Raw genomic sequence first — 19,901 nt, 5'->3', positions numbered from 1 at the left:
GGGATCGTAGGTCACGCCCTCGGGCAGGCCCGTGACTTCAATCTTCGCGTTCGGATCATCGGTTTTGACCGGAATCTCAGTGATTTCGTCACCTTCCGGGACGCTGACGCTGTCCACCGGAGTGATGCGAGGCGCCGTTGCATCGTTTACCGCGATGACGAAGGTCTTAGTCGTGGCGTTGCCGGCGGCGTCCGTTGCGGTCACGGTGACCACAGAAGAGCCGGTTTCCTTCGGGGTGCCGGAGATTTTCTTGGTCTCGGGATCGTAGGTCACGCCCTCGGGCAGGCCGGTGACGGTCCAGGCGAGATCCTGCGCTGCGGTGGAGTTGTCGGCCGGGTTTAGGCTCATCAGATCGATGGGTTTGATGGCCTCCCCCTGGTTAATCGTCTGATCCTCCGGATCATCGAAGGTAGGCGCGGTGGCATCGCCCACGAACAAGACAACGGTCTGCTTCGTGGAGTTACCGGCTGGGTCGGTGGCGGTAACGGTAACTTCGTAGCGCCCCGGAGTGGTCGGGGTGCCCGTGACGAGCCCCGTTTCGCTATCAAAGGTCACGCCCTCGGGCAGGCCGGTGACTTCGATCTTCGCGGTTGGGTCAGGACTGGTGACAGGCTCCAGGTTGAGCGGCTGATCTTCAGGAACCGAGACGTCGCGAAGCGGGCGCAGAGCCGGGGCAACGGTATCGGTGACCTTGATGTTAAAAGTCTTCTCGGTGACGTTTCCATAAGGATCAGTTACCTTGACGGTGACCGGGAAGTTCTTGCCATCTGGGCTCGTGACTTCAGTCTTTGGTGTACCAGAGATGATGCCCGTGGTGGGATCGATACTGACGCCTTCTGGTAGCCCGGACGCGCTGAACTTAGAATTCGGCTCATTGCTGGTCACGTGGATCGGCTCCAAGGCGGTGCCGTTTTCCACGCTCACATCAGCGATATCGTCCACCTTCGGCGCGGTGGTGTCGGCTACCTTGAGAAGGAATTCCTGGGTCGAGGTATTGCCGGCGGCATCGGTCGCAGTCACCGTAATTGGGTACTCTCCCGGTGCCTGCGGGATTCCTTCGATCTTGTGGGTCTCCGGGTTATAGGTAACTTCTGGTGGCAGGCCCGCGACTACAACGTTGCTGACGGACTTGTCGAAGTTATCGGTGACGTCTACTGGAATTGCGGTGATCGGTTGACCGGCCTCTGCGGTGGCGTCGTTGATCTTGGCAATGGTCGGCGCCTTGGTGTCGGTAACAGTAACGACCAGGTTGGATACAGAGTTATTGCCCTGGGGATCGGTGGCCGATACGGCGACCGTGTAGATGCCCGGTTCGGTTGGGGTACCTTCGAGGGCACCGTTTTGCTCGTTCCAGGTCATGCCCGGCGGGATATCACCTTCCACGGTGACGGAGGCTTTAGGATCGTCCACCTTGATCGGAATCGAAGCAGGCTTATCCTCTGGGACGGTGGCATCCGGGCTGGTGAGAACCGGCGCGGAAGTATCCACGACGTTGATACTGAATGCAGTTTCGGTGACATTTCCGGCGGCATCGGTGACGCGGACGTTAACTGTCGACGCCCCGGTGGCCGACGGAGTACCGCTAATGGTTCCGGTCGCAGGATCGTAGGTGACGCCATCTGGCAGGCCACTGACCTCAACGCTGGTCACACCGACGTTATCCGTCGGCTTAACCTGAATCGGGGAGATGGCTTTGCCCAGCTCTAGGTTCTGCGAATCGATCTGCGCAATCTCCGGCGGGATGCCGTCAGTGACCGTGACCTTGGCATTGACGAGGTCGGTCGAGCCATCGGCGTAGGTGACAATGACCGGGACGGTGTAATCTTCCAGCGCAACATCGGTGCCCGGTGTGGCGGTGATGGTGCCTTGGTCATCAATCTTTACCCACGTTGGGGCGCCATCCGCCAGCTTGAAGGTGGTACCGGCTGGTGCCGGCAGGGTTTCAACGGTTGTTGCGGTAGTCGAGTCGTCGAAAAGCGGCGCCGCAACGGAACCAATGCTGCTTTGAGCCACGGTTGTAGAACCATAGGTGGGCTCGTAGCGCCCGGACGTCGGCAGTGGCTTAACGGTGAAGGAATCCTGCGTTATCGCCAGGCCATCGCGCACGCCAGAGGGCGAGACCGCAAACAAGCGTGCGGTGTAAGTGGTGGTCTTCTTCAAGTTAGGGTCGGTGACAAAACCGCAGGAAGGAAGCCTGCCACTCGCGTCCGGCGCTACCGGCGGGCAGGTGTACTGGGTCAGTTCATTGCCAGCCTCGTCGAACCACGCGATCTGATAACGCGTGTTACCGATTTTGTCGTACTGCAGGCCCGTCGTGGTGGTCTCGATGGCTTGACCCGCTGTAGCGAAGTTGGAGAAAGAGTCATACGGGGTGACGTCAAACTTCAGGTTGCCCGGGTACAGCGCAAAGTTGATGTTGGTGGCGTAATCCAGCGTACCGCCCCAGTTAGACGGCCATCCGGCCAAGGTGCCGGCGGAGGTTAAGTTGCTGGTGGTGTTGCCGGTGTAACCGTTGTAGTTAAACGGCGTGTTCACGGAAATGCCCGGCATGTCCTGCATTGAGAAGAACATCCACTCGTCGTTGACGTGCTTCGACTTCATGTTGCCGTTGACCCAAGAACCTGCCTCGGCGGAATCAGCCAGGTTGTGCCAGGTATAGTCCTTGGACAAAATACCGCGATCGTCCCAGCTATTTCCCCAGGTACCGCGGAACTGCAGCGTGTACCTACCGTTGGCGTCTGTTACCGCCTTGACGGTCTCTGCAATCCACTTCTGCTGGCCTTCCGCTGCCATCCGCTGCTTAATCCACTGCTGCAGCGCGAGTTCTTGCTGGGTACTCCAGTTGGAATCGCGCACGCGGCCCTTGTAACCGATGGCGGCCATGGTTGCGGGATCGTAGATGCGCGAAAGCGCGTAATCAGAAAGGTAGGAGCCATACACAGTGACGTCTGGACCCACGGAGTCGATACCGTTGACGGACTGGTAGTTCTGCCACAAGAGGGCGCCGTCGGCGGCGTTGGTTTGGTTCCAGAAGACGGTACCGGAGTATTGGCCATAGGAGCCATTGGGTTTGTTGGTAGCAGCTTCGGCCAGGTTGTGCATCACGTTGTTGTTAGCGATGGGCGAGTAAGCGATCTTGATGTGGTTATAGGTATCAGACCCCACGGACTGGGTAGTGCCGGCCTCGGTGTTGGCGATGTTGCCTTCCGGCATGATCTGCTCTTGGCCATAGGAGTAGAGCAGGTTGTACTGTGAGGTATCCGGATTAATGGACCAGACGCGGAACTTCTCCCCTCCGGCAAGTTGGGGTCTGCGTCGAAGTTGCGCCGGACGCCCTTGGCGTCAGTAAAGGAGGTCATGCCGATGTGGAACTGACCATCGGCGCCGGTGGTGGTGGTATAAATCGGCGACGCCGTGCCGTCCTTTTCGAACCACTGGGCAAAGACTTTCACGCCAGACATGGGCGCAACGTTTGGATCGCTTAGGTTCGATTGCATGGTGCCGCCGGTCTGCAGGCCCACGAAGCCGTTCACAGAGCGGGTGCTTCCCGCGGGAACCGTGGTGTTTATGGCGGTTTCTTCGGAGGAACCTGGCGCTGCGGTCACCGCCTGGGCTGCAGGCTCATTATCGAGGAGGTTGGGTACAACAACGACCCCGCCCATAACTAGCGCGGCAGCCATGCCAGAGGCAGTGAGCATACGCCAGCGGCCGCTTAAATTAAGCCCGCTGAGTGCAGTTACAGAACGAGGTGGCCGAAAAGTTATTTTGGACATGACCAATGCTTTCTCTAATTCAGGTGTTGTCGCAGCTGTAGAGCAGACAGAGCGATAACAAAGTACGTGAGGAGGTTGGCTATTCGTAGAGGGATCGAATTACTCGAGATGTTATGTAGACGTATTGAGCTCCTTAGCAAAAACTTTAGAAATCTCTGTAAAACCCTTACCCAATAGCAGTAACAATTCCTAGCCGAGCAGCCACTGGAAAATATATGACCCTAATCACACTAAAATCACACTAAATTGATTAGACGTTCAGAGTTCTCATCCCGTAATGTTCGTTTTATTTCGCTATAACCTGCACTGATAGCCGGACGCGGCTGGAAAAATAAATTTCAGAAATACTTTGGAAAAACACCCCTGCCTACCCCCCTATGCAGGAGCGCTTGCCGACGCCATTTTCTTAAGCCCAGCCCGCCGGAACCAGGCCCACAATCGAGACAACCGAATAAACGAAAGCCAAGAAATAAACCACGATGATAACGCCCTGAATCAGCGGGTTTGCCAACGCGCCGACGCTCCAGCCGGGGGCACGATCACCCTTCTTGCGGGGGGCATTCAGCAACATCACCGGAATGATCGACATGATTGCACCCGCAAAGCCGCCCGCGTAGGACAGCGCTGCGACGAAACCGCCAAGACCCGCGATGGAGATAGCCAGCGGCGGTACAGCGGTCAGCGCCACGGCAATGCCACGCTGCGCGTTGTTGCCCTCCCAGTGCAAAATGTCGAGCACGTTGCGCATGGTGGTAAAACCAATCGCGAGGAAGGAGGTCAGCATCGCCGCCAACGCGAAGACATTGGCCAAGTAGTACGCGACCGGTCCAAGCGCCTCACCCCAGGCGATGGTAACAACCTCAGTAACGTCCATTCCCAGCAGACCCAAAGCCGCAAACGGCACAAGTGCCAGCGTAAAGCCGGTAATCACCATGCCGAGCACGATGGCGCGAGCTGTCTCCTGCGGCTTCGCCGGGTCCATGCCCTGTACCAGCTCCGGCACCACGTACTGAGCCAAGAACGAGAAGACGGCCAGGTTCAAAATAGGAACGATGAAGAACGGGTGAAGCACCAACAGGTTCTCGGCCTCGATTCCAGGTCCCAGAATGGTCCAGCCGCACAGCACGGCAATGATGATGGCCATACCTGCGGTAATAGCGCCTTCTGTGGCACCGGTGGTGTGCAGGCCGCGGTACATAACCCAAGACCCAAAGCCGAAGAAGATCAACGTACCTGCCAGCGGCGGCAGGCCGAAAATATTATTGATGAGGTCGCCGGAGCCCGAGGCGTAGGCGATGAGCGCGCCGACGCCGTTGACGATAATCGCCACGAAGACCAGCCAACGGCCCCACTGCCCCAGATAGTGCTCCGCCAAACCGGAAACCTGCAGAGGCGCTTTTGTGCGCATCGCACTTTCCGCAACATAAAGCATAGAAATCGTGGTCAGGGTACCCGCAACGAGAAGCGCAATAACGAGCGCCATGAATCCGCCGTTTCGCGCGGCATAGGGAATGGAAAGAATGCCTGCACCAATGTTGGTGCCAAAAATAAGGGCAATGCCTTGGACGAAACTCAAGGCCGGCTTCGCAGCCTGCGAAGCAGCCCCTCCAGACTTTTCAACAACCGTCATATTTTCTCCCGAATCTAAAATAGAAATATAAGTAACTGCGCATGGAACAACTGCGCCCCTCGGCACCCTCTCCTTTTTCTGCAAAAAGTGAGGGCGCCGAGGGGCAATGCCTGTAAAAATCAGCTCGCTGAGGCTTGCCGGTTAGAGCTAAGGCTTAGCGATGTAGCGCACGGAGATGTACTCCTCGATGCCTTCGGCACCACCTTCGCGGCCGAAGCCGGATTCCTTGATGCCCCCGAATGGAGCGGCCGCGTCAGAGATAGCGGAGCGGTTGATGCCCACCATGCCTGCCTCCAGCGCGTGTGCCAGGTATTCCGCGGTGTGGAAGTTCTCGGTGAAGGCATAGGCTGCCAAACCGAACTCGGTGTCGTTGGCCTTCGCCACGCCCTCTTCCAAAGTGGAGAAGGTGGTCACGGTGGCTACCGGCCCGAAGATCTCCTGGCGCAGAATCTCGGCGTCGTCAGGCACGTTCGCCAGAACGGTCGCTGGATAAAAGAAGCCGGCGCCATCCGGGCGCTCGCCGCCGGTGGTGGCGGTAGCACCCTGCTCGAGCGCGCGCTCGACCAACTGAGCCACTCCGTCGCGCTGCTTCGCGCTGATCAGCGGACCAAGCGTGGTGCTTTCTTCCAAACCATGGCCTGCCTGGATAGCAGCCATCTTCTCGGTCAGACGATCTGTGAACTCCTCAGCCACTGCCTCGTGCACGATGAAGCGGTTGGCCGCGATGCAAGCCTCACCGCCGTTGCGCATCTTCGCCTGCATTGCACAGTCAAGCACTAGGTCGAGGTTGGCGTCCTCGTGGACCAGGAACGGGGCATTGCCACCCAGCTCCATGGAGGTGCGTTGCAGACTATCGGCAGACTGGCGCACCAGAATCTTGCCCACGCCGGTCGAGCCGGTAAACGTCACCTTGCGCAGGCGCGGATCCGCCATGAGCTCGGAGGACAGCGCGCTCGACTGCGTGGTGGTCACGATGGAGAACACACCAGCCGGCACCTCGTGGCGAGCGAATACCTCTGCGATGACCTCACCCAACAGCAGCATGGTCAACGGGGTTTCCGCAGCGGGCTTAACCACGACCGGGCAGCCAGCGGCGAAGGCCGGGGCAATCTTGCGGGTGGCCATGGCCAGCGGGAAGTTCCACGGAGTGATTGCCAGCACTGGGCCCACCGGGGTGTGGGAGACGGTAATGGAGCCGTTGCCGGCCGGCGACTGCGAGTAGCGGCCCGGAATGCGAACTGCTTCCTCTGCGAACCAGCGCATGTACTCAGCACCATAGGCCACCTCGCCCAGCGCTTCCGCGTAAGGCTTTCCCATCTCCAAGGTCATCACGCGCGCGAAGTCTTCCTTGCGCTCAATAATGGCGTTGAAGATGTCAGTGAGGATGATAGAGCGCGTGCGCGGCGCAAAACCGGCCCACTCCTTTTGCGCGGCGTCGGCAAGCTCCAGCGCGCGCATCCAGTCAGCGGAGGTTCCATCTGCAACGTTGGCAATGACTTCTTCCGTTGCTGGGTCGAGGACCTCGAAAGTGGCGCCGCCGGTGGCTGCGACGTTCGTGCCCTCCAGCCAAAGGCCAATTGGCAGAGAACCCAACAGCTCAGAAACCTGCGAATAATCAAAGTTTGTCATTTGCTTCTACCCTTTTGGCTGCAGCCCAGACTTACTTGTACTCGTTGAACTGCTTGACCACTACCTGCAGGGCCTCGCGCCACAGATCCTCCGGGATGGCCAGGGAAGGCAGGAAGCGGATAACGTTGTGGTCAAGGCCGCAGGTGAGAATGAGGACGCCCTCTGCCTTTGCGGCATCTGCAATCTTGTGGACGAGCTCGGAGTCTGGCTCGCCATCAGCGGTGACGAACTCGAGTGCAAGCATGGCGCCACGGCCGCGGAACTCGGCGACGCGCTCGTCGCCCAGGATTGGCTCCAGCTCCTCGTGGGCAATCTTTTCCAGGTTCAGCGCGCGGGCGCCAAAGTCCTTCTCCTCAAATTCCTTGAGGGTGGCCAGCGCTGCGGCGCAGGAAACAGGGTTGCCGGTGTAGGTGCCGCCCAGGCCGCCTGGCTGCGGTGCATCCATAATCTCCGCGCGGCCGGTGACAGCGGAAAGCGGCATGCCGGAAGCAATACCCTTGGCGATGGTGACTAGGTCAGGGACGATGCCCTCGTGGTCGGAAGCGAACCAGGTGCCGGTGCGCATCATGCCAGCCTGAATCTCATCAACGATGAAGACAACGTCGTTGTCGTTGCACCACTTCTGGATAGCTGGCAGGTAGCCCTCAGCTGGGACCACGAAGCCGCCCTCGCCCTGAATTGGCTCGACCACAACGCAAGCGAGGTTGGCAGCGCCGACTTCCTGCTCGATCATCGTGATGGTGCGCTTTGCGGCTTCTTCGCCACTGAGTTGGTCGCGCAGCGGGTAGGACATCGGCGCGCGGTAGATTTCCGGCGCGAACGGGCCAAAGCCATTCTTGTACGGAGACTGCTTTGCGGTCATGGCCATGGTCAGGTTGGTGCGGCCGTGGAATGCGCGGTCCATGACCACGACGCCGCGCTTGCCGGTGTAGTTGCGGGCGATCTTCACGGCGTTTTCCACTGCTTCCGCACCGGAGTTGAATAGCGCGGTCTTCTTCGGGTGATCGCCCGGAGTAACCTCATTGAGCTTTTCAGCGACCTCAACGTAGGACTCGTACGGGGAGATGGTGAAAGAGGTGTGAGTGAAGTGCGCGACGGCCTCCTGCACGGCTTTGACGACGGCCGGGTTGGAAGCGCCCGCGGAGGTAACAGCGATGCCGGAGGCCAAGTCAATGAAACGGTTGCCGTCTGCATCGGCGAGGATGCCACCATCAGCGTCCACGACATAGCCCGGCAGCGCAGGCGCCATGCCAGCTGGGATGGCGTTCTTGCGGCGCTCATCAAGAGCAGCGCTGGCTGGCCCTGGGACCTCCTGCGCGAGGGGGCGGGTCTGCTCGATGCGGTATTCAAGTTCCTGCATGATTCTCCTTCAATCGTCTTGCTTTGTGATGTGAATCATTGTGGATGTCACAACTAGCCACAGGCCATGGACATCGCGTATATATTTTGGGGAAAAGACTATTCACTATGTCTATCGACGAGTTGCTGCAAGAAGGACCCGGCAATGAGCGAACTTCGCTTTCAATGGCTGTTTAACCAGCGCAAACTAAACCTGCGCCCGATTCTCGAAGGCCCGCGTGAGTTCACCACCATCCAAGCCAGCGAGTTGCGCGATCCCAGCGAGTTCACCACCCAGGGCGCCATCATCCTGACCTTGGGGCTAGCTTTCGAAAACTCACCCAGCGACTTTTCCGCCTATGCGCGCACCCTGGCGGCGGCGGGCGTGGGTGCCATTGGCTTCGGCACTGGCCTGACCTTCGCCACGGTTCCGCAGGAGCTTATCGACGCCGCGGCGCGCCACCACCTCACACTCTTCGAAGTTCCCCGCGCCACGCCTTTCATCTCCATTATCAACACGGTGACCACGGAGCAGACGCGCATCGAAAACAACTTGCAGTTCACGTTGCACCGTCAACAGGAGCGTTTGAATCAGGCGGCGTCGAATGGCACTAATGCGCTGCTGGAGCGTGCGTCAAAAGAACTCGGCGCTGCCGTGGCCGTGGCTAACGATTCAGGAAACGTCATCAATCGTCACGACTTAGACGAGCTTTCCGCCGCCGAGTTCGCTGTTGCCGCGGCAAGCCAAAGCTCGGGACGGACCTCAGGCGCGCGCTCGAGCATCACCAAAGACGGCACGACGATCGCCACCATCACCAACGTGTTTAATACCCACGGCCGGCGGCGCATCGCGCTTGCGGTATCCCGCGAGCAAAAATTCGACTCTTATGACCGCGCATTAACCCGCCACCTTGCCGGCTTGGCGGAGATGTTGCTACAAAACCGCGACTCTTCGGCCCGCATCATCCTAGGCGCTCTCGCCCTTGCCACGCAGGTCTCCGGCACCACGCCTGCGCTTGGCGCCACGGCTTTAGACGCCGCTTTCAACTCTGTGGCCTCCCACGGCCGTCTCCACCTCTGCCTGGTGCAGGCCGACTCCCCCACGCGTCTTAGCCGCGCGTTGGGGTTGGTGCATCGTGCGGCAAACAAAGGCGGCTATGCCTGCTTCGTGCTGCCTTTGGAAGGCACGGCGTCGGAAAGCGCGCTCATTGCCCTGCCTCCCGAAACCATCAACGCGCAAGAGCTCTTCGGGCGCTACGCCAAAAACCTGCAGGTATCCGTACTCAAGGACACTCCGTGGGAGGAAATCAGCGCCGACCGCGTAACGGCCCTGAAGACCCACGCGCGCAGCCTGCCTCCTGGAACCATGGCGGAGTTTAGCTCCGACGCCCCCGCCTGGCTCGGTGAATCCGCAGTCCACGAGGCCTTGGGAAAGCGCCGCGCCGCGATCGTCGGAAAGCTTAAGCACCATGACGCCGCACACAATACGGAGCTGCTACGCACCTTGCGCACCTACTTGCTTGCCGACGCCCAGCTAGCCGCCGCTGCCAGCGAGCTTAATGTGCACCGCCACACCGTGCGCGCCCGTATCGAAAAAGTCCAAGCCCTGTGCGGCATCGATCTTGCCAACCCCGTGATTCGGGCGGAGACACTGCTACTTTGCCTTGGTTCTTGAGTATTTTTTCGTTCATCTTTAGTTAGCCAAGTTTTCACCCCACCGGTAGCGGGTTTTAACCTGCGCGGCTTAGCTTCTCCAAAGTGGTTATTAAACAATCGGAGCATAGTCCCGATACAGCTGCTTTACGCAAGAAAGCAGAGGGTAAAAAGCGCCAAGAGTGGTGGCTCGCGCTAGTACTCTTAGCCCCCAACCTCATTTTGTTGGGAATCTTTACCTATCGCCCACTCATCGACAATATCCGGCTTTCCTTTTTTAACTGGAATATCTCGAGCCCAACGTCGACATTCGTAGGTTTTCAGAACTACGTTGAGTGGTTCACGCGCGATGATACCAAGACCATCATCGCGAATACCCTCATCTTTACTTTCTTTGCCGTAATCGGCTCCCTGGTATTGGGGCTCGCGCTAGCTCTCTTGCTCAATCAAAACTTGAAGGGCCGCAATTTCACCCGATCGGTGGTCTTCGCGCCTTTCGCGATTTCCGGAGCTGCCATCGGCATTGCTTTCCAGTTCATCTTCGATCCCAACTTCGGGCTTATTCAAGAGATGCTCAGTTGGGTAGGCGTTGAAAGTCCTAACTTCTATGCAATACCCGGTTGGGCGCTGTTCATGGTGACTTTCACTTTCGTGTGGAAGAACCTGGGCTATACCTTTGTCATTTATTTGGCTGCTCTACAAGGCCTTTCCAAGGACTTGGACGAGGCCGCGGCTATCGACGGCGCGTCCACCTGGACGCGTTTCCGCCGCGTGACGCTGCCACAGCTTCGCCCCACTACTTTCTTTCTTTCGATCACGGTGACGCTGAACTCTGTACAGGTCTTCGACATCATCAACGTAATGACCCGTGGCGGCCCACAGGGTAACGGCACTACCACTCTTGTGTTCCAGATTTATCAAGAGACCTTCGTGACCTTCCGCGCTGGCTACGGCGCTACCGCCGCCACAATCACGTTCTTGATCTTGCTGACCATCACCTTGATCCAGGTACGCATCATGGACAAGCAAAACCACTAATGGGAGCGAAGCCTTAATGGATAACACCCTTAAAAAAGTTTTTGGATACATCGGCATCGTCGCCGTCCTCCTGCTGGTTGGCCTACCGCTGTTTTGGATTTTGATGACCTCCTTCAAAGCCAAAGGCGACATCTACACGGATCCAGTAAATTGGCTTCCCCCCAGCTGGGAAACCGCGAACTACAAAGACGCAACCACCCGCGTTCCTTTCTGGACGTACCTGCGCAACTCGGTGCTCATCACAGCTGTGCTGTCTGTGCTGAAGATCGTGCTTGGCGTGATTTCTGCATATGCGCTGGCAATCCTGCGTTTTCCGGGTCGCAACATCGTCTTCCTAGTAGTCATTTCAGCGCTGATGGTACCTTCCGAAATCACCGTCATTTCCAATTACGCACTGGTCAACGCGCTGGGCTGGCGAAATACCTTCGCAGGCATCATCGTGCCTTTGGCTGGCGTCGCATTCGGCACCTTCCTGATGCGCAATCACTTCTTATCGCTGCCCTTTGAACTGGTTGAGGCCGCAAGAATGGACGGCGCTGGACCTATTCGCCTGCTGACAAAGGTCTTGCTTCCGATCTCTTGGCCAACGTTGACAGCCTTCGCAGTGATCACCATCGTCAACGAATGGAACCAATACCTGTGGCCATTCTTGATGTCCGATACTGCCGACGTCGCGCCGCTACAGGTGGGACTAACCATGCTGCAAAACAACGACGGCGTCACCAACTGGGGTCCAGTTATGGCCGCCACCATCCTCACCATCATTCCGATTCTCATCATCTTCCTGGCCCTTCAGAAATACATGATCAAGGGCCTTACCACTGGTGCCGTCAAGGGATAGCCGCAGATGGTTACCTCAACCACGCTCGCCGTTTAATCTTTCTATTTCTACAAGGAGTTAATTCATGGACCGCCGTTCATTCCTCTCTGTTCTTGCACTGAGCACCGCCTCGGTTTCTCTGACTGCCTGCGCAGGCACTTCCTCCACTGACCCACAGGCTAAGAAGAATTCCTCTGGTTCCGGGGAAGTCACCGAGCTGACCTGGTGGTCCAACCACCCGGGTTCCTCGAAGGACATCGAGACCGAGATCATCTCCCGCTTCGAAAAAGAAAACCCGGACATCAAAATCAACCTGATTGATGCCGGCAAGAACTACGAAGAAGCAGCCCAAAAGTTTAACGCGGCACTGACCGGCAGCGACCTTCCCGACATCGTGGTTCTCTCCGATGTCTGGTGGTACAACTTCGCTATCAACGGTCAGATCGCGAACGTCGACGAGCTCGCCAAGGAAGCAAACGTCGACCTTTCCTCCTACGTGCAGCCACTGTATGAGGACTACGCCTACGACGGCGGCCACTTTGCACTGCCATTTGCCCGCTCTACTCCGCTCTTCTACTACAACAAGGACGCATGGAAGAAGGCGGGTCTACCTGACCGCGGACCAAAGTCTTGGGACGAGATGGATAAGTGGGCTACAAAGCTCGCGGATGCAAACCCCGATATGCAAGCCTTTGGCTGGGGCGATGCTGTTGACTACCTGGGTTGGATCTTCCAGGGGCCGCTGTGGTCCAAGGGCGGCGCATACTCCGATGAATGGGAGCTCAAGTTCACTGATCCCAAGACCATCGAAGCCGTCGAGTGGCTGAAGAAGGTCACCGATGAAAAAGAAGGCTACTCCTACGTGGGCAACGATATGGCGATGGAATTTTCCACCGGCCGCGCCGCTGCCACGGTGCTGTCCACCGGTGATCTCAGCGGCATCACCGAAAACGCCAAGTTCGACTTGGGCACCGCGTTCCTGCCGAACCCAAACGGCGATGGTGCTTGCCCAACCGGCGGAGCTGGTCTGGCTATCCCAGCCGGCATCGACAAGAATCGCCAAATCGCAGCGATCAAGTTCATCGACTTTGTAACCAACGACCAAAACACTTCCTACTGGTCGCAGAACGTCGGTTACATGCCCGTGCGCAAGACTGCAATGGAACTGGATGAGCAAAAGAAGTTCATGGAAGAAAACCCGAACTTCAAGACTGCTATTGAACAGCTACCGGATACCCGTCCACAGGATTACGCACGTGTATTCCTCCCCGGCGCCGATCAGGAAATCGGCGGTGCCTTCGAGAAGATCGTGACCAACCGCGATGACGTCAAGAAGACCCTAACCGATCTGGAAAAGACACTGCAGTCTATCTACGACAACCAGGTCAAGCCGGTCATCAAGAAGTAATTCATCTCGCCGCCCCGTCTTCGTACCTGAACTGAGAGGAAACCATGGCAACTGTCACTTTTGATGGTGTCTCGCGGATTTATTCCAAGGACGCCGAACGCCCCGCTGTCGATTCGCTCAACCTCGACATCGCCGACGGCGAGTTCCTTGTGCTCGTCGGACCGTCTGGTTGCGGAAAATCAACGAGTCTTCGCATGCTCGCTGGACTGGAGCCAACCGATTCCGGCTCCATCCGCATCGACGGCAAGGACGTCACGGGCGTTAGCCCATCCGATCGTGATGTTGCCATGGTCTTCCAGAACTACGCCCTCTACCCCAACATGACCGTTGCCCAGAACATGAGCTTCGCCTTGGAAAACCGGAAGATGAACAAAGCCCTCATCAAGGAGCGCGTTCAGGAAGCGGCGAAGATCCTGCAGATGGAAGACCTACTCGACCGCAAACCTGCAAACTTGTCGGGCGGCCAACGCCAACGCGTAGCGATGGGGCGCGCTATTGTGCGCGAACCGGCGGTGTTCTGCATGGACGAACCACTGTCTAACCTCGATGCCAAGCTGCGCGTATCTACCCGTGCGCAGATTTCCGAATTACAGCGACGCCTCGGTACCACGACGGTTTATGTCACCCATGACCAGACAGAGGCTATGACCATGGGCGACCGCGTGGCGGTACTAAATGCGGGTGTTCTGCAACAAGTAGCACCAACTCGGGAAATTTATGACCGTCCCGCTAATACCTTCGTCGCGGGATTCATCGGATCGCCTGCAATGAACCTCTATGACATCAACGCTTCCGTTCTGCGCCGCTGGGGTTTCGAGCAAGCGCCAGAAGGTCCACTTACGGTGGGCATTCGCCCTGAAGATTGGAAGCAGAGTTCTGAAGGCGAAGGCGGCGTAAAGTTTGTCATTCACCATGTTGAGGAACTTGGCCACGAGTCTTACCTCTACGGCGATCTCACTGGCGAGGACGGCACGGTGTTTAGCTCCACTACTCGTCTGGGTGGCAATACCGGTGTGCTCGTGGAACCGCGCAGCCATCAAAGCATCGGCGAAACCATCTGGCTGAAGCCAAATACCTCGAACGTGCATATCTTCGACCGCGAAAGCGGCAACCGCATCAACTAATGGGCAAGGACTAGAGGCAAACGGCAAGCTTCCATAAACCGCCAGTGATTGCACAGGCAGTCCCAGCGACCTAACAGCCACACATCATTGCTGTGCCAGCTGCATGCCTCATACTTTTGTTGTGCGTTTGAGAGAGCGCATGAGAGAGATAGAGAGAACCCCTCAGCTTCCGGAGGGCAGCCTTGGCTGATAATCGGAGGCGTTTAGAGAGAGACAGCGATAGCGCCCAGAGCCTTTTCGAAGACCTGGGCGCTTTCGTTGTGCAAAATCTAGCGATATACAAACCTACTATCTTTTGCACAGCGTTCTTGCGCCGGTTTCTGGGTTTTGAGGGCTCATAATTTGCGCGTGTGTTTGAGAGAACGCGCAAAGAGAGATAGAGAACAGTGCGGTACCAGCTTCCTCGAGGCAAGGCTTTCGAGATGACTAAGGAATTGCTCCGTCCTCTTGCCGTAACTGCAATCGTCGCTCTGTCCTTAAACAGCACGGTCGTGCCTACTGCCCAAGGGTTTAGCTCCGGGTCATCGTTTGGGGGTTCCTACCTCGGTGGCTTTGGAAAGAGCGAGTGGGTCAGCCCAGTGGGAATGATCGCCCGCGTAGAAAACGGCGAAATCGTGATGGACCGTCCGCTCAACGAGGGCGATGACGTCGAACAACTCGTAAAATACGGGCACGCTGACAACCTCACGCTGCTGCCAAGCGACATCGGCAGCTGGGGCGAAAGCTACTTCCCGATTCTGGATCAGAAGGTTCTCGCTGGCAAGATTTCGCTGCGCTTTATCCGGGGCTGCTGGGGTCTTAGAGTATGTTCAACGCGCAGACCGCCTCAATTGAGGTTCGCGTATCCCGCGAAATTACTGCCGATTGGAATGCTATAAAACCGGCAACCGTTGTAATCGCGGGCCGTGGCGGCTGGCAAGCGCGCAGGTAACGCCGCTGGACAAGTAACTCGAGCCAGGTGTTTTAGGTCAGCGCGCCCTCAACCAGGCGCGCTGCCACGTGGGTAAATACATCAAGACCTGCAACGCAGTCTTCATCCTTGGTGTATTCCGCCTCATTGTGGGAGACGCCGTCAACGCTTGGGATAAAGAGCATGACGGTCGGTACGTGCTCCTTCATATTCGTCGAGTCGTGCCCAGCCACGGTGAAGAAGATCTCCTGGTGAGAATAGCCCAGCTCTTCAACCACTTCACGCGCAAGTTCCACACCGGCCTCTGGATACGGGTTGAGCGCCCACTCATGGGTAGTGTTCAGCTCAACACGGGTACGGGACTCTTCTTCCGCTGCCGCAATAATCTCCCGAACGCGCTTCTGCGCGGTCTCCAGCGTCTCGCTATTCGGCGAGCGTAGGTCGATATTGAAGCGCACCTCACGGGCAATGGTCACCGGCGAGTTTGGCTCCAAGGTCAGCTGGGACACAGATGCCTGAAGCTCAAACTCTGGAAACTCTCGCGTTAAACGCTGTACTTCGGCAATGATGAGAGAAGCGCCAAACAGCGCATCACGACGATCCACCATCATGGTGGAACCGGTATGTCCCTGCTCACCGTGCACTACCGCCTGGAACTTCTTCGCGCCCCAGGTCGCGGTCACCAGGCCGATGGTGTTGCCAGCAGCCTCCAAACCCTTGCCCTGTTCAACATGGATTTCGCCATAGGAAACCACCTTCGGGGCCTGCTCGACCGGGGTCCATTTCGCTTCCTCAAAAGCCTCTGCCACGGTGGTTCCTGCAAGGTCCGTCGATTCCAGCGCCTTTTCCAACGGCATAACTCCGGTGAACACGGAGCTGCCCATCATGGACGGAGAAAAACGCGAGCCTTCCTCGTTGAACCAGTTGATTACGGCCAGGTTATAACGCGGCGAAATCTTCCCCTCTTCCGCATGGCGGGCCACCCGGTTTGCCGCATGCGCTGCCGCCAGCACGCCGTATGCACCGTCATAGCGCCCGGCCAAAGGCTGTGAATCGAGGTGCGAACCCAGGCCTACAAAAGGCGCGTCCGGAACGAACTCGAAGAGACCGTACTGATTGCCAATCTCGTCGTAGTGCACGCGCGCACCCATCGACTCCAGCACCTGCGCAAACCACGCACGATTAACGCGGTCGCCTTCGCTCGCAGCCTGCCTTTCGACGCCACCTCCCGCAGTCGCGCCGTTCGCCGACATCTCACGAAAGTCCGCCAGGTACTGTTCATCAGTTGTTGCTCGCATTATGTATTCCTTTCCGAGTTAATTCGCAATGTGTATTAGATTTTTTGGGTTTTAGAAGCTTCCGTAGCGAAGTTCGCCACCGACCACAGTCGCCAGAATTTCTATCTCAGATAGCGCTTCCACTTGTGTTTCCAGTGGGTTCGAGCCCAACAGAACGAAATCCGCGAGCTGCCCGGGCTTTATTTGTCCCTTTCGGCCTGCCCAGCCTGTAGCTGCCGCTGAACCCGCGGTATACGCGTAAAGAGCTTCAGATACGGTGATCTTGTCTGCAGGCCCATATTCATTGCCCGCAGCAGTAGTTCTTTGCGCGAAAGCTTGCATGACTTCGAGTGGGATACCACGCGTCACCGGTTGATCTGAACTACCAGGCAGAGTCATTCCGGCATCAAGGAGACGCTTAGCTGGATAAGACAGCTCTACACGCTTGGCACCGAGTTTCTGCGCCATTGCATCACCGAATTCTTTAATGAAATACGGCTGTGGGACCAGAACTACAGGCAGCTTCGCCAAGCGATCAATCTGTTCTGCTCTAACAACGCCTCCATGTTCGATTCGGTGCGGAATCTTGGGTGCGCCGTGCACACGAATGGCTTCTTCGAGCGTTTCAATCGCGAAGTCAACCGCAGCATCACCGATTGCGTGTAAAGCGAGTGACCATCCGGCGCCCGCTGCCATTAAGGCATTACGCTTGATTAGCTCCGGGTCGCCTTGAAAATAGCCTGAATGCTGGCAGCACTCATAATTCTCCGTCATCGCAGCCGTAGTCCCAAGCAGGGAGCCGTCCGTAAAAATCTTGGTGGGGCCAATTTGCAACCATTCGTTACCGAGCCCGCTTCGGATGCCGGCGTCGATACCCCAACCTATGCCATCAGTTTGATGCCCATCGAGTTCGTGGAGAACATCCATGGTCACCATTACCTGCGTACGGACTTGTAAATCAGCAGCTTGGTAAGCCGCAATCTCGCGAGGGCTATGTCCAATCCATCCGCCCGCTACACCAGCATCAGTAACTGACGTAATTCCTCGTTCGAGGTAAACTTGGTGCGCTCGTTCCAATGCACTTGAAATCTCAGTTTGAGATTCAGGCAAAAGCACCTGCTGAATCGGGCGCATCGCATTTTCGTCCAGCAAACCAGTACATCGACCAGCTGAATCGCGAACGAATTCTCCGCCTTCTACTGTCGGCGGCGCCGCAGGATCAATTCCCGCTAATTCGAGTGCACGAGTATTAACGGTATAAGCATGGCCAGAGTTGTGTTTGATAAGAAGCGGACGTCCAGCGGCCGCGCGATCCAACTCGCTAAGTTCAAGGGTCTGTCCACCCAAGCTAGATGCGACGAAGCCCGAAGCAATAATCCATTCGCCAGAAGGCTCAGCGGAGGCAACTGCATCATATACATCTTGCGCGCTAACAACCTTGGACAAATCAACTTCCATGAGCGTTTGCCCGAACCACACGGAGTGCGAATGCACATCGTTAAACCCTGGGGTAAGGACTTTTCCTTGTGCATCCCAACGTTCACCCGGAAGAGCTAACGCAGCATCATCAAGGGCAAGTATCTTCCCATTCGCGAAGGCAATCGCATGCGCTTCAGGGTAAGACGGATCCTGAGTCAGTACATGAGCATCGTAGATGATAGTGATTTGATTCTGATTCATTCACTCCTCCTTACTTATGCTGCAAGTCACACTAAGCGAAGAAGGGCAGCTGCACAGTCATTTCCCACAAATTGAGTCATTTTCCCACCCTTTAGCCAGTAGTGTTGTGCATATGCACGATGGCGATTGGGAAAGAATCCTCAAAGAAGTTCAGTCAGACATCCCAGGATTGGTCGATGACTTCATTGCTGATTTCAGCAGTCTTGGCAGCTATGGCAACTCCCCTGTCAGTGAGAAAGAACTTCGCCGCACTGCTTTTGAGGTGCTCACCATGCTGATGGAGGCCATCGCAGGCACACTGGACGACACGACTTTTCGCCAGCATGCAGACGCCTTAGGACGCAGACGCGCGCAGCAAGGCGTCCCCATCAGCACGCTCATAGATGCAGTTCAACTGGATTTTCTGGTGATTTGGAACCGCATCCGTCAAGCCGCCGGAGGAAACCAAGAAGTACTTATCTCTCACGTGGACCAACTGCACAATGCGGTCGCAAAATACAATTTCTTCGTTCGCGATGGCTTCCGGAGAGAAAATGCCCGTATTGCGCAAGATTTACGCCTAGCCAACGCCCGCCATCTCGACAAATTATTCTCCTCCGCCTCCATTGACACCATCACAATCAAGGAAATAGCCCAAGCAATAGGCTGCGACGCACATAGCAATTTCAAAGTCGTCGTTTTCCACGCAAACAGCGCCTTGAAAGCTCGAGACGCACTCGAACTTGCAACAGCGGAAGGAAAGATCTTCGGCTATCCGCACAATGGTTTATTCACCGCTTTCTGGCCCATAAGCGCCGAGAATCAGCCGAACATTCCAGCATTACCCAGCGCTGTTTTCAGTAAGGTCGAAGGGCTTGCAAATGTCCGCGATGCAGTACTAGCTAGCCCCAAACTCTTTGAGGCTTCACGCACGCCCACACAGCCGACCCCAGCCCATGAACTATCTTGGGCAATTGCAGGAAGCGCACTCGCATCTTTTCCCGGTTCGAAGCAAAACGAGCTAAGCGCCGATATTACGAAGTTACGCAATTCCAACTCCCCGGCCCTAGAAACTGTAGAAGCTTATCTTCGCACCGGCTCAATCAAACAAACAGCAGCCATCAGCTACTGCCACCGCAACACTGTCATCAATCGGCTCAGCCAATTCGCAGATGCAACAGGCTACGACGTCACGCGTCCTTACGACGCTGCCGCAGTCATTCTCGCGCTCAACTATAACCCGGTAACCACTTTCTAATCCTCTTCCCCCGCCTCTCGATCCACACGGCAAACACGCCCTTCAAGCCATGGGCTGTGCAATTGCACAGCCCATGTTCAATCCGCAGGAAAAAATCCCAACTTTTATATTTTTCATCCCGCTACAATTTCTCCACCGTTATTGTGTTATCCACACCACACCTTAACGACAGGAGGGAATATCTTGACTGGCCCGACCGCTCCCCTAGACACTCAGTCTTCAACCCCCGAGCAAGTCGAAGTCAACTCCAAAGACGTATTCAAAATTGCTAGCTCAGCATTCATTGGTACCGCGCTTGAGTGGTATGACTTCTTCCTGTTCGGCACCGCCTCAGCATTGGTCTTCAATGACCTCTTCTTCTCCGACGCCAGCGAAACCACAGCA

13 protein-coding genes and 1 pseudogene are annotated in these 19,901 nt (G+C 56.8%); 8 read left to right on the top strand and 6 right to left on the bottom strand.

What is annotated here, in order from left to right:
- From HMPREF2724_RS12890 to gabT, 4 genes are all read right to left on the bottom strand, one after another.
- The coding region (locus HMPREF2724_RS12890) for a putative Ig domain-containing protein (RefSeq protein ID WP_210386699.1) at window positions 1-3,213 on the bottom strand (3,213 nt) is incomplete at its 3' end.
- Between the two features lie 966 nt (window positions 3,214-4,179).
- Window positions 4,180-5,403 (bottom strand): aromatic amino acid transport family protein, encoded by a 1,224-nt coding sequence (locus HMPREF2724_RS09505; RefSeq protein WP_070588342.1) that lies wholly within the window; start codon window positions 5,401-5,403, stop codon window positions 4,180-4,182.
- 147 nt (window positions 5,404-5,550) lie between these two features.
- Window positions 5,551-7,032 carry an NAD-dependent succinate-semialdehyde dehydrogenase gene (locus HMPREF2724_RS09500; RefSeq protein ID WP_070588340.1) on the bottom strand — a complete coding sequence of 494 codons (1,482 nt, stop codon included), beginning with the start codon at window positions 7,030-7,032 and terminating at the stop codon, window positions 5,551-5,553.
- A 31-nt stretch (window positions 7,033-7,063) separates the two neighbouring features.
- Complete coding sequence (gene gabT, locus HMPREF2724_RS09495) at window positions 7,064-8,392, bottom strand: 4-aminobutyrate--2-oxoglutarate transaminase (RefSeq protein WP_070588338.1); 1,329 nt, start codon at window positions 8,390-8,392, stop codon at window positions 7,064-7,066.
- A 144-nt stretch (window positions 8,393-8,536) separates the two neighbouring features.
- Between gabT and HMPREF2724_RS09490 the strand changes: the two genes are divergently transcribed.
- From HMPREF2724_RS09490 to HMPREF2724_RS09465, 6 genes are all read left to right on the top strand, one after another.
- Window positions 8,537-10,045: a PucR family transcriptional regulator gene (locus tag HMPREF2724_RS09490; protein WP_070588336.1), complete on the top strand. Its 1,509-nt coding sequence runs from the start codon at window positions 8,537-8,539 to the stop codon at window positions 10,043-10,045.
- Window positions 10,046-10,128: 83 nt separating this feature from the next.
- On the top strand, window positions 10,129-11,061 hold the full coding sequence (locus tag HMPREF2724_RS09485) for a carbohydrate ABC transporter permease (protein ID WP_371440789.1): 933 nt from the start codon (window positions 10,129-10,131) through the stop codon (window positions 11,059-11,061).
- 16 nt (window positions 11,062-11,077) lie between these two features.
- Complete coding sequence (locus tag HMPREF2724_RS09480) at window positions 11,078-11,902, top strand: carbohydrate ABC transporter permease (RefSeq protein WP_070455518.1); 825 nt, start codon at window positions 11,078-11,080, stop codon at window positions 11,900-11,902.
- 64 nt (window positions 11,903-11,966) lie between these two features.
- A complete protein-coding gene (locus HMPREF2724_RS09475; protein ID WP_070432406.1) occupies window positions 11,967-13,289 on the top strand; it encodes an ABC transporter substrate-binding protein in 1,323 nt (440 codons plus the stop codon).
- Window positions 13,290-13,333: 44 nt separating this feature from the next.
- On the top strand, window positions 13,334-14,413 hold the full coding sequence (locus HMPREF2724_RS09470) for an ABC transporter ATP-binding protein (RefSeq protein WP_061920917.1): 1,080 nt from the start codon (window positions 13,334-13,336) through the stop codon (window positions 14,411-14,413).
- A gap of 422 nt (window positions 14,414-14,835) precedes the next feature.
- Entirely contained in the window at window positions 14,836-15,291 is a 456-nt protein-coding gene (locus HMPREF2724_RS09465; protein WP_141744808.1) for a hypothetical protein, read from the top strand.
- Window positions 15,292-15,376: 85 nt separating this feature from the next.
- On the opposite strand, the gene HMPREF2724_RS09460 is transcribed toward HMPREF2724_RS09465, so the two are convergent.
- Window positions 15,377-16,621: a M20 family metallo-hydrolase gene (locus HMPREF2724_RS09460; protein ID WP_070588333.1), complete on the bottom strand. Its 1,245-nt coding sequence runs from the start codon at window positions 16,619-16,621 to the stop codon at window positions 15,377-15,379.
- A gap of 51 nt (window positions 16,622-16,672) precedes the next feature.
- Window positions 16,673-18,280: an amidohydrolase gene (locus HMPREF2724_RS09455; protein WP_070455522.1), complete on the bottom strand. Its 1,608-nt coding sequence runs from the start codon at window positions 18,278-18,280 to the stop codon at window positions 16,673-16,675.
- 112 nt (window positions 18,281-18,392) lie between these two features.
- Between HMPREF2724_RS09455 and HMPREF2724_RS09450 the strand changes: the two genes are divergently transcribed.
- Together HMPREF2724_RS09450 and HMPREF2724_RS13285 are read left to right on the top strand one after the other, a co-directional pair.
- Complete coding sequence (locus tag HMPREF2724_RS09450) at window positions 18,393-19,517, top strand: helix-turn-helix domain-containing protein (protein WP_070588330.1); 1,125 nt, start codon at window positions 18,393-18,395, stop codon at window positions 19,515-19,517.
- 183 nt (window positions 19,518-19,700) lie between these two features.
- Window positions 19,701-19,901, top strand: a pseudogene (locus HMPREF2724_RS13285) (MFS transporter); the annotation flags it as partial.

This window comes from Corynebacterium sp. HMSC071F07 (genome assembly GCF_001810285.1).
GTDB lineage: Bacteria > Actinomycetota > Actinomycetes > Mycobacteriales > Mycobacteriaceae > Corynebacterium > Corynebacterium simulans.
The sequence above is the reverse complement of the archived record's forward strand: the minus strand, read 5'-3'. Positions and strand labels throughout refer to the sequence as shown.